Here is a 13,746-nt window from a genome sequence, read left to right as displayed (position 1 = left end):
TGAAATACGTCGGTATGCAATCGGAAACATGAAAGAATAAGGTCTGTTTTTAGTTTTTTTCTGTGGATTGTTCTGCGAGTCGCGCAATACGCCGCGCCATCCCCCGAAAGATAAACAGATGAGGCGGGAACATCAGCAACCAGTAAATTAACCCTGGCATACCGTGCGGATGCCACCAGGCGCGAACATCCAGCAGGCGGTACTGGCCTTTGTCCGTCAGGGTAAAACTCAGGCGACCGAGTCCGGGGGCTTTCATGCCAAACAGCAGCGCCAGCTGTTCCTGCGGGTCGGCGATAATGACGCGCCAGCTATCCACCCGATCGTCCACCTGCAAATGCGCATGCGCAGGGCGGCCTTTCGCCAGCCGATGGCCGATGAGCCTGTCGAGCAGGGCGCGAGTTTGCCAGAGCGCATTGCCGAAGAAATAACCTTCTTTGCCGCCAATCTGATTGATGACATCCCAGAGCGCACTCAGACTGGCCTCGGTCTTAACGGTGAATCCAGCTTGTTTGGGGAAATAGCCATATTGTGGCCGCCAGCGGGCAAACGCCTGAGGGGAATAACCCCAGTCGCTGGAGTTTGCCAGCTTCTCTTCGTCCTTTAGGGTGCGTCTTACGGCTTCATCAAAAGGGATCAAGGGCTGAGGAATGCGCTCACGCAGGGCCGCATCATCCGCCAGTAAGTCGTGTTTCAGCCCCTGAATCAGGCTCTGCGCTATGGTCGGTGGCACCGAGGTGATGGCCTGTAAAAACCAGACGGAAATCAGTCGGGTCGGTAGCGGAATGGCGATAAGCGGGCGATGTACACCGCTTACCGCCATAAAATGTTCAAACTGTTGCTGATAGCTGAGCACCTCGGGTCCGGCTGCTTCGAAAACACGATGCTCGGGCGAAAAGTGATGGCGCAGTTCCAGTAAATAGTGCAGCAGGTTCTCCAGCGCAATGGGCGTGGTGCGCGAACGAACCCAGCGCGGCGGCGTCAGTACCGGCAGGTTGTACACCATATCGCGCATCACTTCGAAGGCCGCGGAACCGGCTCCGACGATGATCCCGGCACGCAGTTCGGTCACTGGCACCCCCGCATCACGCAGCAGGTCGCCGGTGAGCTGGCGGGCCTTGAGATGGTGTGATTCGCTGGCCTCTTTCGCCTGCAATGAGCTTAAGAAAATAACCTGGCTGACCGGAGTCTCCCGTAAGGCATCCCGCACGTTGAGGGCAATTTGCCGCTCCTGGGCCACCAGATCCCTGCTGTCGCCCATGCTGTGCACCAGGTAGTAGAGCGTCTCGACATCTTTTAGCAATGACGGGAGATCGTTTGGCCAACTGAGGTCAATCTCGTGGCAGGTCACCCCTGGCAACTGCTGTTTTTGCAAACGCGAAAGCTGGCGCGCCGCCGCCCGCACCTCATGACCCTGATCGCTCAAGGCCTTAATCAAGTGCTGACCAATGTAGCCGCTGGCACCCAGCACCAGAATGGGATGTGGCACGCCCGGCTCCTTAACGCTGCAAAAATGCCTGCCAGTGGCGAACCACTTCGGCAAGCTGCTCACGATTGACGTCCAGGTGCATCACCAGCCGTACAATTGGCGAGGCATTAAGCAAGACGTCATGGTCCCGCATGTAGTCACCCAGCGCGGCGGCGTGCTCTTCACCCACGCGAACAAACAGCATGTTAGTATCGTGACGCATCACATCTGCGCCGATTTCACGCAGCTGCGCTGCCATCCAGGCCGCGTTATCGTGATCGTCCTTGAGACGCTGCACGTTGTTTTGCAGCGCATAAAGTCCGGCGGCTGCAAGGATCCCGGCCTGACGCATGCCGCCACCGGTCATCTTACGCCAGCGGTTGGCACGTTTGATGTAGTCGCTACTGCCCACCAGCAGAGAACCCACCGGCGCGCCTAACCCTTTTGAGAGACAAATGGTGAACGAGTCACAATATTGGGTAATCTCACGCAGCTCACAGCCATAGGCCACCACGGCGTTGAAGATACGCGCACCGTCAACATGCAGTGCCAGCCCCTTCTCACGGGTGAACGTCCACGCTTGTTGAAGATAGTCGCGTGGCAGGACTTTGCCGTTGTGGGTGTTTTCGAGGCTGAGCAGTTTGGTGCGCGCGAAGTGAATATCATCGGCTTTGATTTTGGCGGCGACTTTATCCAGTGGCAGGCTGCCATCGGGTGCCGCATCAAGGGGTTGGGGCTGAATGCTACCCAGTACCGCCGCGCCGCCGGCTTCGTACAGGTAATTGTGCGCGCCCTGACCGACGATATACTCCTCGCCGCGTTCGCAGTGGCTCAGCAGCGCCACCAGGTTAGCCTGCGTGCCTGTCGGCAGGAAAAGGGCAGCTTCTTTGCCGCTGAGTTCGGCGGCGTAGCGTTGTAGTGCGTTGACGGTCGGGTCATCCCCGTAGACATCGTCCCCGACAGGGGCGGCCAGCATCTGTTCGAGCATGGCGCGAGTGGGGCGGGTGACGGTATCGCTGCGTAAATCAATCATGGCATTTCCTTATATACACTTCATCCTTCACGCTGAATCTGCGTTGGCTGAACTCGCTATCCCCAGTGGCATAGTGACCTATGCGCCTGGGGATTATCGTGCTTGCCGCCTTGATGCATCATGAATGATTTGTGTCGAGGTAAAAGGATGTTTTACCTGAGCCAGTTGGTTTTCGCCAGTTCGACAACTTCATCGCCGCGTCCGCTGATGATGGCGCGCAGCATATAAAGGCTAAAGCCCTTGGCCTGTTCCAGCTTGATTTGCGGTGGGATCGCCAGTTCATCTTTAGCGACTACCACGTCTACCAGCACCGGGCCATCGATGGAAAAGGCCTGTTGCAGCGCCGCATCGACATCGGCTGATTTTTCCACCCGAATGCCCGGGATGCCACAGGCTTCGGCAATGCGGGCGAAGTTGGTGTCATGCAAGTCGGTGCCGTCCGTCAGGTAGCCCCCCGCCTTCATCTCCATCGCGACAAAGCCCAGTACGCTGTTATTAAAGACGATGATTTTCACGGGCAGCTTCATCTGCACCACCGACAGAAAATCGCCCATCAGCATGCTGAAGCCGCCATCGCCGCACATGGCAATAACCTGACGATCGGGTGCCGTCGCTTTGGCTCCCAGCGCCTGCGGCATGGCATTGGCCATCGAACCGTGATTAAACGAGCCCAGCAGGCGACGTTTGCCGTTCATTTTCAGGTAGCGAGCGGCCCAGACGGTAGGTGTACCCACATCGCAAGTGAAAATGGCATCATCACTGGCAAAGTGGCTAATCTGTTGCGCCAGATATTGCGGATGCACGGCTTTATCGCTGGGTTTGGCAAGATCGTCCAGCCCTTTACGGGCATCACGATAGTGCTCCAGCGCTTTATCGAGGAAACGGCGATCGGTTTTCTCTTCCAGCAAAGGCAACAGGGCCGTTAAGGTCGCATTGATGTCTCCCACCAGCGCCATGTCCACCTTGCTATGCGCACCTATGCTGGCTGGGTTGATATCGATTTGAATGATTTTGGCATCCGTGGGGTAGAAAGCGCGATAGGGGAACTGCGTGCCGAGCAGGATCAAGGTATCGGCGTTCATCATGGTATGAAAACCGGAGGAGAACCCAATGAGGCCTGTCATACCCACATCGTAAGGGTTGTCATACTCCACATGCTCTTTGCCGCGCATGGCGTGCACGATTGGCGCTTTAAGTTTGGCGGCGAACTCAATCAGCGAGCTATGCGCACCAGCGCAGCCGCTGCCGCACATCAACGCGATGTTGCTGGAGTAGCGCAGCAGTTGCGCCAGTTTTTTCAGTTCTTCCTCAGCGGGCGTCACCACGGGCTGGGGTGCCGGGTACCAGTGGCTGCTGGCTGTTTCCGGGGCCGGTTTCAGTGCCACGTCGCCCGGCAGAACAATCACCGCCACGCCACGTTTCAGGATGGCGGTGCGCAGCGCAATGGCCAGCACCTGAGGGATTTGTTCAGGGGAGGAAACCAGCTCGCAATAGTGGCTGCACTCACGGAACAACTCTTGCGGGTGGGTCTCCTGAAAATAGCCGCTACCGATTTCGCTTGAAGGAATATGGGCCGCAATCGCCAGTACCGGAACATGATTGCGATGGCAGTCAAAGAGGCCATTAATCAGGTGCAGGTTGCCCGGGCCGCAGGAACCGGCACATACCGCCAGTTCACCCGTTAACTGGGCTTCCGCACCCGCAGCAAACGCCGCCACTTCTTCATGACGCGTCGGCATCCAGTCGATGGTTCCCATACGATTAAGGCTATCACTTAAGCCATTCAGCGAATCACCGGTTACGCCCCAGATCCGTTTGATGCCGACCTGCTCCAGCGTTTTTGCAATATAGGCTGCCACTGTCTGTTTCATCATCTGACTCCATTTGAATATCTCGTCTAAAGCGTAGTCGATGAAATGTCATTAATTTTGCGTAAATTGCCCCTTATTAGTTAGGGCTTTATTTATTTCAGGATTAGGAATAATCTGCCTGCAGTTGGATAAAAATAGGAATCATTTCAGATGGTTAAAACATTGTTAGATCCGGTTAATAAGATGTTAGCGCATGAGGATTTTGGTCGGTTACTGCTGCGCCTGGCAGTAGGCGGACTGATGTTTTTTCACGGTTTCCACAAGCTGATGGACGGTATTGATGGCATTGCCGGTATGTTAGTGGCGAAAGGATTGCCAGGTTTTATCGCCTACGGCGTGCTGGTGGGTGAGGTACTTGCTCCTGTCCTGATTGTTATCGGCGTCTTTACGCGCCCGGCGGCGTTGGTTCTGGCCTTTACCATGGTAGTGGCATGGCTGATGGTGGGTGTCGGTAAGACGGGTGCGCTGGATCCGACAGGTGCCTGGGCCATTGAGAGTCTGGTCTATTTCTTTATTGGCGGGCTGGCAGTCGCCTTCCTGGGGGCAGGGCGTTACTCTCTTATTCCTTCCCTGAAGTAACAAAAAAGCCTTCCCGCAAAGGGAAGGCTTTTGAACGTGCCCGATACTCTCATCACGCCAGCACTAAATCACTCTCCGGGTGGCATGAACAGGCCAGCACATAGCCCTCAGTAATCTCCTGCGGGGTCAGCGTCATCGTGCTGTTAACACTGTATTTCCCGGAAATGACCTTCGTTTTACAGGAACCGCATACGCCAGCACGACATGCGGCATTTACCGGCACGTTGTTGCTTTCGAACGCTTCCAACAGGGTTGTGCCGACCGGCGCAAAGAAGGCTTTCGCCGGCTGGAGTTTGGTAAACTTCAAGCCGCTGGTGGCCGCTTCTGCAACCGGGGTAAAGAATTTCTCGTTAAAGAATTGCGTGACGCCCAGCGCTTTTACATCCTTTTCAACCTGGTCCATGTAAGGTGCAGGTCCGCAGGTCATGACGGTGCGTGAGGCAAGGTCAGGAACCATACGCAGGATCTCCGGCGTCAAACGTCCGGCCAGGAAACCGTCGACGGCATGGTTTTCTGCGACCAGGGTGACCGGGTAGTTTTTCCACTCTTCGGCAAATATCACATCACGCGGCGAACGGACGCTAAAAATCACCTCCACATCCGCCTGCGGACGGTATTTTGCCAGCCAGCGACGCATTGACATGACCGGCGTCACCCCACAGCCAGCCGCCAGTAGCAGCAACTTATCATTGGTCTGATTGTCGCAGGTAAAATCTCCCTGCGCGTCAGATAACCACAGATAATCGCCGCGTTTGACCTCCTGCGTCAGCCAGGATGAACCCACGCCGTCATCCAGACGACGAATGGTCAGCGTAATGTACTCGCTGACCCCCGGCGTTGAGGAGAGGGTGTAGGCGCGCATCTGATCTGCACTGTTGCGGATACTGACCAGCGCATACTGGCCCGCGCGGTACGGATAGTAATCATGGCATAACAGCGACAGGGTCCAGACATCCGGCGTTTCCTGATGAATGTGATGAACCTGCATACGCCACGGGCACTGCGGGGTTGGCATTGTCATTCTTTACTCCTTAAGCGCCTAACATCTGCTGCAGATCCTGCTCGACGGTGGTGATGGCACGCAGACCGAATTTTTCATTCAGTACCGCCAACAGATCGGGAGTCAGGAAGCCCGGCGCGGTTGGCCCGGTTACAATGTTAGTCACGCCCAGCGACAGCAGGGTCAGCAGAATCACGATCGCTTTTTGTTCGAACCAGGAGAGCACCAGCGACAGCGGCAGGTCGTTCACGCCACAACCGAGTTTCTCGGCAAGCGTTACCGCCAGGATAATGGCGGAGTAAGCATCGTTACATTGACCGGCATCGACCAGACGCGGCAGTCCTTCAATGTTGCCAAAGTCCAGTTTGTTAAAACGATACTTCCCGCATGCCAGGGTCAGAATCAGGCAGTCGTCCGGCACGCTGGTGGCGAAATCGGTGAAGTAGTTACGTTCACCGCGTGCGCCATCACATCCCCCGACGAGGAAGATGTGACGCAGTTTTTCGCGGCTGACGAGGTCAATCAGGGTATCTGCCGCGCCAAGAAGTGTCTGACGACCAAAGCCGACGGTGATGAGGTGTTCAATCTCGCTGTACGGGAAGCCCGCCAGCTGTTGTGCCTGGGTGATGACACGGCTGAAGTCGTCGCCCTCAAGATGATTAACGCCCGGCCAACCCACGATGCTGCGCGTCCAGATACGTTCGTCATACGACCCCACGGTCGGATCGATAATGCAGTTCGAGGTCATCACGATAGGGCCAGGGAAGCGGGCAAACTCAACCTGTTGGTTCTGCCAGCCGCTACCGTAGTTACCGACCAGATGCTTGTATTTACGCAGTTCAGGGTAACCGTGCGCCGGCAGCATCTCACCATGGGTGTAGACGTTAACGCCCGTGCCTTCGGTCTGTTGCAGCAGGTTGTGCAGATCTTTCAGATCGTGGCCGGAAATCAGGATGCATTTACCAGCAACCGCTTTGACGTTGACCTGGGTTGGCGTCGGGTGACCGTATGCCGTGGTTTCGCCAGCGTCCAGAATGCTCATGACCTTAAAGTTCATCTGACCGATTTCCATCGAACAGTTGAGCAGGGCATTCATATCGGCAGGCCAGGTACCCAGCCAGGCCATGATCTTATGATATTGGGCATAAATGTCGTTGTCGTACTGACCCAACACGTGGGCATGCTCCATATACGCAGCGGCACCTTTCAGGCCATACAGGCAGAGAAGACGCAGGCCCAGAATATTTTCACCGATCACGGCTTTATCAATGTTTGGCGTGAAGGCAGCGGCCTGACGTTGCAGATCGCCCAAATCGTCGCTCAACAGTTGCAGATCCGCCATCGGATTCTCAACGGCAGCCGCAGGATCAATGCTCAGGCACCGGGCTTTTAATGCTTCACGATACGCAATCGCTTCACGCGCATAACCGACGATACGCACGGAATCAAAGTTAACGTTGGTCAGGGTAGAGAAGAAGGCGCGTGGCGCGAAATTATCAATATCATGATTGATAATAGCGTACTCACGGGCTTTGCTGGCCCAGGCAGAAAGTCCCTGAAGCGCTGCGATCAGCAGGTCCTGCAGGTCCGATGTTTCGGCCGTTTTGCCGCACATACCCTGCGCATACGCGCAGCCATCGCCCGCCGGGGTACGGATGGTTTGTTCACATTGCACACAAAACATAGTCACACCTTATAAGTTTTAAAGTTATATTTTAAATACATGTTTAAGATTAAGCGTGTGGGCAGGGGCTTAAAAGGGGTTTTTCATGCAAAGTGAAGAGAGATTGATTTAGCGCAATTTTGATAGCCTAATCCGTGCTGACCCGTCGATTCGTATAAATGCAGTTTTTCCTGCGGACTGCCGCCGCTATACTCAGGGTAACTTTATGGAAAATGGCAGGTTTCCCGGAGGGGCTATGATTCTGGAACGGGTGGAAATTGCAGGGTTTCGCGGCATTAACCGGTTATCGCTGATGCTGGAGCATAACAACGTGCTCATCGGAGAAAACGCCTGGGGTAAATCCAGTCTGCTGGATGCCTTAACCCTACTGTTATCGCCTCAGGACGAGCTCTACCATTTTGTTCGCGAAGATTTCTGGTTTCCGCCTGGCGATATTCAGGGGCGTGAACATCATCTGCATATCATTTTAACCTTTCGTGAAGCGGTGCCGGGCCGTCATCTGGGACGACGCTTCAGACCGCTGTCGGCATGCTGGGTGCCTGATGACGACGGCTATCATCGCCTCTTTTATCGGCTTGAAGGGGAGTTGGGCGAAGATAACAGCGTCATGACCCTGCGAACGTTCCTGGATGCCGCGGGTGAGCCTTTACCGCTTGTGGACATCGACGCCAGTGCTCAGCATGTAACGCGTCTGATGCCGGTTTTACGCCTGCGTGATGCGCGTTTTATGCGCCGCATGCATGGCGGAGGCCATACGGAAACCCCGGAGCTTGAAGCGACCGCACGGCAGTTGGATCTCCTCTCCCGCGAGCTGGTCTCCCGCCCACAAAATCTTTCCGACGCACAAATTCGTCACGGGCTCTCGGCGATGGTTCAACTGATTGAGCACTATTTTGCTGAACAGGGGAGTGGTCCTTCTCATCAGCGGCTGATGCGCCGCCGTTCACATGATGAACAACGTAGCTGGCGCTATCTCGACATCATCAACCGGATGATTGATAAACCGGGCGGGCGGATGTATCGGGTGATTTTGTTAGGTTTTTTCGCCACCTTGCTGCAGGCGAAAGGGACTTTCCACCTGGATCGTGACGCTCGCCCCCTTTTACTGGTTGAAGATCCTGAAACGCGGCTGCACCCCATCATGCTCTCCGTGGCCTGGCATCTGCTCAATTTGCTGCCGTTGCAACAGATTACCACCACCAACTCGGGAGAGCTGCTCTCGCTGACCCCGGTAGAACACGTCTGCAGGCTGGTGAGAGAGTCTTCTCGCGTCGCCGCCTGGCGTCTGGGGCCAGGGGGGATGAACGCCGACGAAGGGCGGAGAATCGCCTTTCACATCCGCTTTAATCGCGCCTCGTCACTTTTTGCCCGCTGCTGGCTGCTGGTTGAAGGGGAGACGGAAACCTGGGTGATTAACGAATTTGCACGCCAGTGTGGGCACCATTTCGACGCTGAAGGCGTCAAGGTGATCGAATTTGCCCAGTCAGGGTTAAAACCGCTGATCAAGTTTGCACGGCGGATGGGCATCGAGTGGCATGTGCTGGTGGATGGCGATGAAGCAGGGAAAAAATACGCGGCGACGGTTCGTAGTCTGCTTAATGACGATCGAGATCAACTGCGCGATCATCTTACCCAACTGCCGGCGCTGGATATGGAGCACTTCATGTACCGCGAGGGCTTCGCTGATGTTTATCATCGCGTCGCGCAGCTGCCGGAAAATGTGCCGATGAACATGCGCCGTATTATCACCAAGGCCATCCATCGCTCATCAAAACCGGATTTGGCCATTGAAGTCGCGATGGAGGCGGGCAGGCGTGGCGTTGAGTCCGTGCCTCACCTGTTACGTAAAATGTTCTCACGCGTTCTGTGGTTGGCGCGAGGACGCGCTGACTAGCTTTGCAGCGCGCGGCGCATCTGGGCCTGCAGCGAATCGAGCAGTTCATAGCGACGACGGTACTCGGCGCGTTTTTTACTGGCTATCTCTTCCATTGGTTTGCGGGCAATGGCTGATGGCAGGAGAAAGGTCCCATCGGCATTCTGTTCACCCGCCAAAGACAGCCAGAAGCTGTCATAGTCGGCAAACAGTTTGCCCTGTTTTTTCTTGTGATAACGCCAGCTCTTATAGATATGCGTCGTATTGCTGACGGCAAGGATCTGCTCCATTCCCATAAAGGCGGCCAGCTCAGTGCAGGCTTCCAGCAATAAACGCTTCGGGAACAGACCATGACACGCCTTGGTGGCGAACTGGATGGCATCATGGGCTACGTTCGCTTTTGCGCCCTGCAGCCCGCCGATAAACAGGGTCCGTTTACCCTGATATTCACAGAGGGCGAACGTCATTTCCGCCAGCGGCGTCTGTTGTGCGTCGCAAAAAATGAGCGTCGCTTCGCCTTCTTTGTCCAGATTGGCTTCGGCAACCAGGCGAAGGGTATAAAGCGCCTCGCTTTTTCCCGTAAGCTCGGCCAGGGGAATACCCTGCGATGTAAAATAGTTCATGCGCACCGGGGCGGAGAGATGTGCGGTAAAGGTCTGATAATGGAATGCCAGCGCGGAGAGGGTCTGTTTTCGGTCCATGGTCAGGGACAACCAGGGGCGATGCAGTCGGCAGGGCAAGCCCGGCTGCGCATGGAGCATCGGCAGAATATCCGTCTGTTTTGCCAGACTGGACAGCAGCGTGGCGGTGCTCACAGGCATTAACAACGAACGCAGCATAAATTTGCGGCGATAGGCCGGGTTATGCCAGGCGAGTCCGGGTTTCAGTGCCCCGGTGGCGAGGGCACGAAAAAGCTGCCAGCCTGTCTGAGTAACAGGGGCGTCGGAAGAAGGGACATCAGCGAGAATGGACATGGAATAACCTGGTCTTAAAGAGTGATGGCTGTATTGAAACAACCGCACCTTCAACGCCAGATAAATGAAGGCGGGTGTAAATGAAAAGATTACGTTTCGTTAAGACACCGTTTAGTTATTATTGGCATCAATAGCGTTAGTGAAGACATTAGGAATTTTTATGAATTTGAAGGGAAAACGCAAAAAGCGCTGGCTGGTACTGGGCGTGGTGGTGGTACTACTGGCCTTCTGGCTGTGGCGTCAGTTGAATGCGCCGGTGCCGCAATATCAGACGCTGATCGTCCGCCCTGGCGATTTGTCGCAGAGCGTGCTGGCGACGGGCAAGCTGGATGCCGTCCGTAAGGTAGACGTGGGCGCACAGGTCAGTGGTCAGTTGAAAACCCTGTCGGTGAACATCGGCGATAAGGTAAAAAAAGATCAGCTACTTGGGGTGATTGACCCTGAACAAGCGCAGAACCAGATTAAGGAAGTGAACGCGACGCTCATGGAGCTGCGCGCCCAGCGGCGTCAGGCGGAAGCAGAGCGCAAACTGGCAAGCGTGACGCTGGCGCGTCAACAGCAACTGGTTAAAAATAACCTGGTTTCGCGTCAGGATCTGGACAGCGCAGTCACCGAGCTTGCGGTGAAAGAGGCGCAGATTGGCACGATTGATGCGCAAATTCAGCGCAACCAGGCCACACTCGATACCGCCAAAGCCAACCTCGATTACACGCGCATTGTGGCACCTATGGCGGGTGAAGTGACAGAAATCACGACCTTACAAGGCCAGACGGTGATTGCCGCTCAGCAGGCGCCGAACATTCTGACCCTGGCGGATATGTCTACCATGCTGGTGAAAGCGCAGGTGTCCGAGGCTGACATCATTCACCTCAAGCCCGGTCAAAAGGCCTGGTTCACGGTATTAGGTGACCCTGAAACGCGCTATGAAGGTGTCCTTAAGGACATCCTGCCGACGCCGACTAAGGTCAACGATGCCATTTTCTATCATGCACGCTTTGAAGTGCCGAATCCCCAGGGCGTGCTACGTCTGGAGATGACGGCGCAAGTACATATCCAGTTAAGTGGCGTAAAAAATGTGCTGACGGTTCCGCTGGCCTCGCTGGGGGATCCGGTCGGAGACAATCGTTATAAGGTGAAACTACTGCGTAACGGTGAGGTTAAAGAGCGCGAAATCACGATCGGGATGCGTAACGATACCGATGCTGAGGTGACAAAAGGACTGGAAGCGGGCGATGAAGTGATCATCACCGCCACCACGCCCGGAGCCGCGCAATGACGGCTCTGCTCGAACTCAGCAATATTCGCCGTAGCTACCCCTCCGGCGATGGGCAGGTGGAGGTGCTTAAAGGCATCTCGCTCGCCATACATGCGGGTGAAATGGTCGCGATAGTCGGGGCATCCGGCTCGGGTAAGTCGACGCTGATGAACATCCTGGGCTGCCTGGATAAGCCCACCAGTGGCACATACCGTGTAGCCGGTACGGATGTGTCAACCCTCGACAGCGATGCGCTGGCGCGTCTGCGCCGTGAACATTTTGGTTTTATCTTCCAGCGTTATCATCTGTTGTCGCACCTGACGGCGGCGCAGAACGTGGAAGTGCCTGCGGTGTATGCCGGGGTTGAGCGCAAAGCCCGTCTTGCCCGCGCCCTGGAGCTGCTGGCGAGGCTGGGCTTAAGCGAGCGCGAAGGCTATTCCCCTTCTCAGCTCTCGGGAGGGCAGCAGCAACGTGTCAGCATTGCCCGTGCGTTGATGAACGGTGGACAGGTGATTCTTGCCGACGAGCCGACCGGTGCGCTGGACAGTCATTCAGGCGAAGAGGTGATGGCTATCCTGCATCAGCTTCGTGAACGCGGGCATACCGTGATTATCGTGACTCACGATCCTGAAGTGGCCGCGCAGGCGCAGCGGGTGATTGAAATTCGCGACGGGGAAATCCTCTCTAATCCGCCCTCGCAGGTCTCTGCATCAACGGGTACGCTGAGTGCCTCCCCGGAAAACACCACCGGTATGCGGCAATTCTCGGGACGTTTTCGTGAAGCTCTAATGATGGCATGGCGGGCGATGGCGGCGAATAAAATGCGCACCCTGCTGACCATGCTGGGGATCATTATTGGTATCGCCTCGGTGGTCTCTATCGTGGTGGTGGGAGACGCGGCCAAACAGCTGGTGCTGGCCGATATCCGGGCAATTGGCACGAATACCATTGATATCTATCCTGGAAAAGATTTCGGCGATGATGACCCTCAGTACCAGCAGGCGCTGAAGTATGACGATCTCCTCGCCATTCAAAAACAGCCGTGGGTCAGTTCCGCCACCCCGGCGATTTCGCAAAACCTGCGGCTGCGAAACGGTAATATTGATGTTGCCGCCAGCGCCAACGGGGTCAGCAGCCAGTACTTCAACGTCTACGGAATGACCTTCAGCGAGGGGAGTACCTTCAATGATGAGCAGCAAAAAGGGCGCGCGCAGGTCGTTGTGCTGGATAACAACACGCGGCGTCAGTTGTTCCCGAATAAAGCGAAGGTTGTCGGTGAGATTATCCTGGTAGGGAATATGCCCGCGACGGTCATTGGCGTGGCGCAGGAGAAGCAGTCGATGTTCGGCAGCAGTAAAATTCTGCGGGTCTGGATGCCGTACTCTACGCTCTCCGCGCGTGTTTTAGGGCAATCCTGGCTCAACTCCATTACCGTGAGGGTGAATGAGGGCTACGGCAGTACCCAGGCGGAACAACAGCTCGAACGGTTGCTCACGCTGCGTCACGGAAAGAAAGATTTCTTTACCTGGAATATGGACGGCGTCTTGAAAACGGCGGAAAAGACCACACGTACTCTTCAGTTGTTCCTGACGCTGGTTGCGGTGATCTCGTTGCTGGTAGGGGGCATTGGCGTGATGAATATCATGCTGGTGTCAGTCACTGAGCGCACGCGCGAAATTGGCATCCGCATGGCGGTAGGTGCAAGAGCAAGCGACGTACTGGCGCAGTTTTTAATCGAGGCGGTGCTGGTGTGTCTGGTCGGTGGGGCATTGGGCGTGACGCTCTCTATGGCGATTGCCTTCACGCTACAGCTGTTCTTGCCCGGATGGGAAATCGGTTTTTCTCCGGTGGCGCTGGTGACCGCGTTTGTTTGCTCAACGTTTACCGGCGTTCTGTTTGGCTGGTTACCGGCTCGCAGTGCGGCCCGTTTGGATCCCGTTGAGGCACTGGCGCGTGAGTAAATAAAAATGCCAGTCAACTGGACTGGCATTTTAACGGCGGGATGTACACAA

At 55.7% G+C, this 13,746-nt stretch carries 10 protein-coding genes; 4 read left to right on the top strand and 6 right to left on the bottom strand.

The window, feature by feature from the left end:
• Positions 1-49: 49 nt before the first annotated feature.
• From ACUY4Q_RS15795 to poxB, 3 genes are all read right to left on the bottom strand, one after another.
• Entirely contained in the window at positions 50-1,486 is a 1,437-nt protein-coding gene (locus ACUY4Q_RS15795; RefSeq protein ID WP_458043680.1) for a DUF2867 domain-containing protein, read from the bottom strand.
• Between the two features lie 10 nt (positions 1,487-1,496).
• Positions 1,497-2,498: a low-specificity L-threonine aldolase gene (gene ltaE / locus ACUY4Q_RS15790; protein ID WP_458043679.1), complete on the bottom strand. Its 1,002-nt coding sequence runs from the start codon at positions 2,496-2,498 to the stop codon at positions 1,497-1,499.
• Positions 2,499-2,650: 152 nt separating this feature from the next.
• Complete coding sequence (gene poxB, locus ACUY4Q_RS15785; protein WP_458047360.1) at positions 2,651-4,369, bottom strand: ubiquinone-dependent pyruvate dehydrogenase; 1,719 nt, start codon at positions 4,367-4,369, stop codon at positions 2,651-2,653.
• Between the two features lie 150 nt (positions 4,370-4,519).
• Between poxB and ACUY4Q_RS15780 the strand changes: the two genes are divergently transcribed.
• On the top strand, positions 4,520-4,948 hold the full coding sequence (locus ACUY4Q_RS15780; RefSeq protein WP_458043678.1) for a DoxX family protein: 429 nt from the start codon (positions 4,520-4,522) through the stop codon (positions 4,946-4,948).
• A 52-nt stretch (positions 4,949-5,000) separates the two neighbouring features.
• Here ACUY4Q_RS15780 and hcr read toward each other — a convergent pair whose 3' ends face one another.
• Together hcr and hcp are read right to left on the bottom strand one after the other, a co-directional pair.
• On the bottom strand, positions 5,001-5,969 hold the full coding sequence (hcr, locus tag ACUY4Q_RS15775; protein ID WP_458043677.1) for an NADH oxidoreductase: 969 nt from the start codon (positions 5,967-5,969) through the stop codon (positions 5,001-5,003).
• A 10-nt stretch (positions 5,970-5,979) separates the two neighbouring features.
• Positions 5,980-7,632, bottom strand: coding sequence for a hydroxylamine reductase (hcp, locus tag ACUY4Q_RS15770; RefSeq protein ID WP_458043676.1), 1,653 nt, complete (start codon positions 7,630-7,632; stop codon positions 5,980-5,982).
• Between the two features lie 235 nt (positions 7,633-7,867).
• Between hcp and ACUY4Q_RS15765 the strand changes: the two genes are divergently transcribed.
• Positions 7,868-9,526: an ATP-dependent endonuclease gene (locus ACUY4Q_RS15765; RefSeq protein WP_458043675.1), complete on the top strand. Its 1,659-nt coding sequence runs from the start codon at positions 7,868-7,870 to the stop codon at positions 9,524-9,526.
• Here the strand turns inward: ACUY4Q_RS15765 and ACUY4Q_RS15760 are convergent.
• On the bottom strand, positions 9,523-10,479 hold the full coding sequence (locus ACUY4Q_RS15760) for a VirK/YbjX family protein (protein ID WP_458043674.1): 957 nt from the start codon (positions 10,477-10,479) through the stop codon (positions 9,523-9,525). The genes ACUY4Q_RS15765 and ACUY4Q_RS15760 overlap by 4 nt on opposite strands.
• Before the next feature lie 160 nt (positions 10,480-10,639).
• On the opposite strand from ACUY4Q_RS15760, the gene macA reads away from it, so the two are divergent.
• Both macA and macB read left to right on the top strand, forming a co-directional pair.
• Entirely contained in the window at positions 10,640-11,755 is a 1,116-nt protein-coding gene (gene macA, locus ACUY4Q_RS15755; RefSeq protein ID WP_458043673.1) for a macrolide transporter subunit MacA, read from the top strand.
• Positions 11,752-13,695 carry a macrolide ABC transporter ATP-binding protein/permease MacB gene (macB, locus tag ACUY4Q_RS15750; protein ID WP_458043672.1) on the top strand — a complete coding sequence of 648 codons (1,944 nt, stop codon included), beginning with the start codon at positions 11,752-11,754 and terminating at the stop codon, positions 13,693-13,695. The genes macA and macB overlap by 4 nt, the downstream gene beginning before the upstream one ends.
• Positions 13,696-13,746: the final 51 nt, after the last annotated feature.

It is taken from the genome of Phytobacter cepae, assembly GCF_054165735.1.
The sequence above is the reverse complement of the archived record's forward strand: the minus strand, read 5'-3'. Positions and strand labels throughout refer to the sequence as shown.

Coding starts and splice junctions, on each gene's coding strand:
- ltaE (WP_458043679.1), bottom strand. CDS start 2,498: ATGATTGATTTACGCAGCGATACCGTCACCCGCCCCACTCGCGCCATG.
- poxB (WP_458047360.1), bottom strand. CDS start 4,369: ATGAAACAGACAGTGGCAGCCTATATTGCAAAAACGCTGGAGCAGGTC.
- ACUY4Q_RS15780 (WP_458043678.1), top strand. CDS start 4,520: ATGGTTAAAACATTGTTAGATCCGGTTAATAAGATGTTAGCGCATGAG.
- hcr (WP_458043677.1), bottom strand. CDS start 5,969: ATGACAATGCCAACCCCGCAGTGCCCGTGGCGTATGCAGGTTCATCAC.
- hcp (WP_458043676.1), bottom strand. CDS start 7,632: ATGTTTTGTGTGCAATGTGAACAAACCATCCGTACCCCGGCGGGCGAT.
- ACUY4Q_RS15765 (WP_458043675.1), top strand. CDS start 7,868: ATGATTCTGGAACGGGTGGAAATTGCAGGGTTTCGCGGCATTAACCGG.
- ACUY4Q_RS15760 (WP_458043674.1), bottom strand. CDS start 10,479: ATGTCCATTCTCGCTGATGTCCCTTCTTCCGACGCCCCTGTTACTCAG.
- macA (WP_458043673.1), top strand. CDS start 10,640: ATGAATTTGAAGGGAAAACGCAAAAAGCGCTGGCTGGTACTGGGCGTG.
- macB (WP_458043672.1), top strand. CDS start 11,752: ATGACGGCTCTGCTCGAACTCAGCAATATTCGCCGTAGCTACCCCTCC.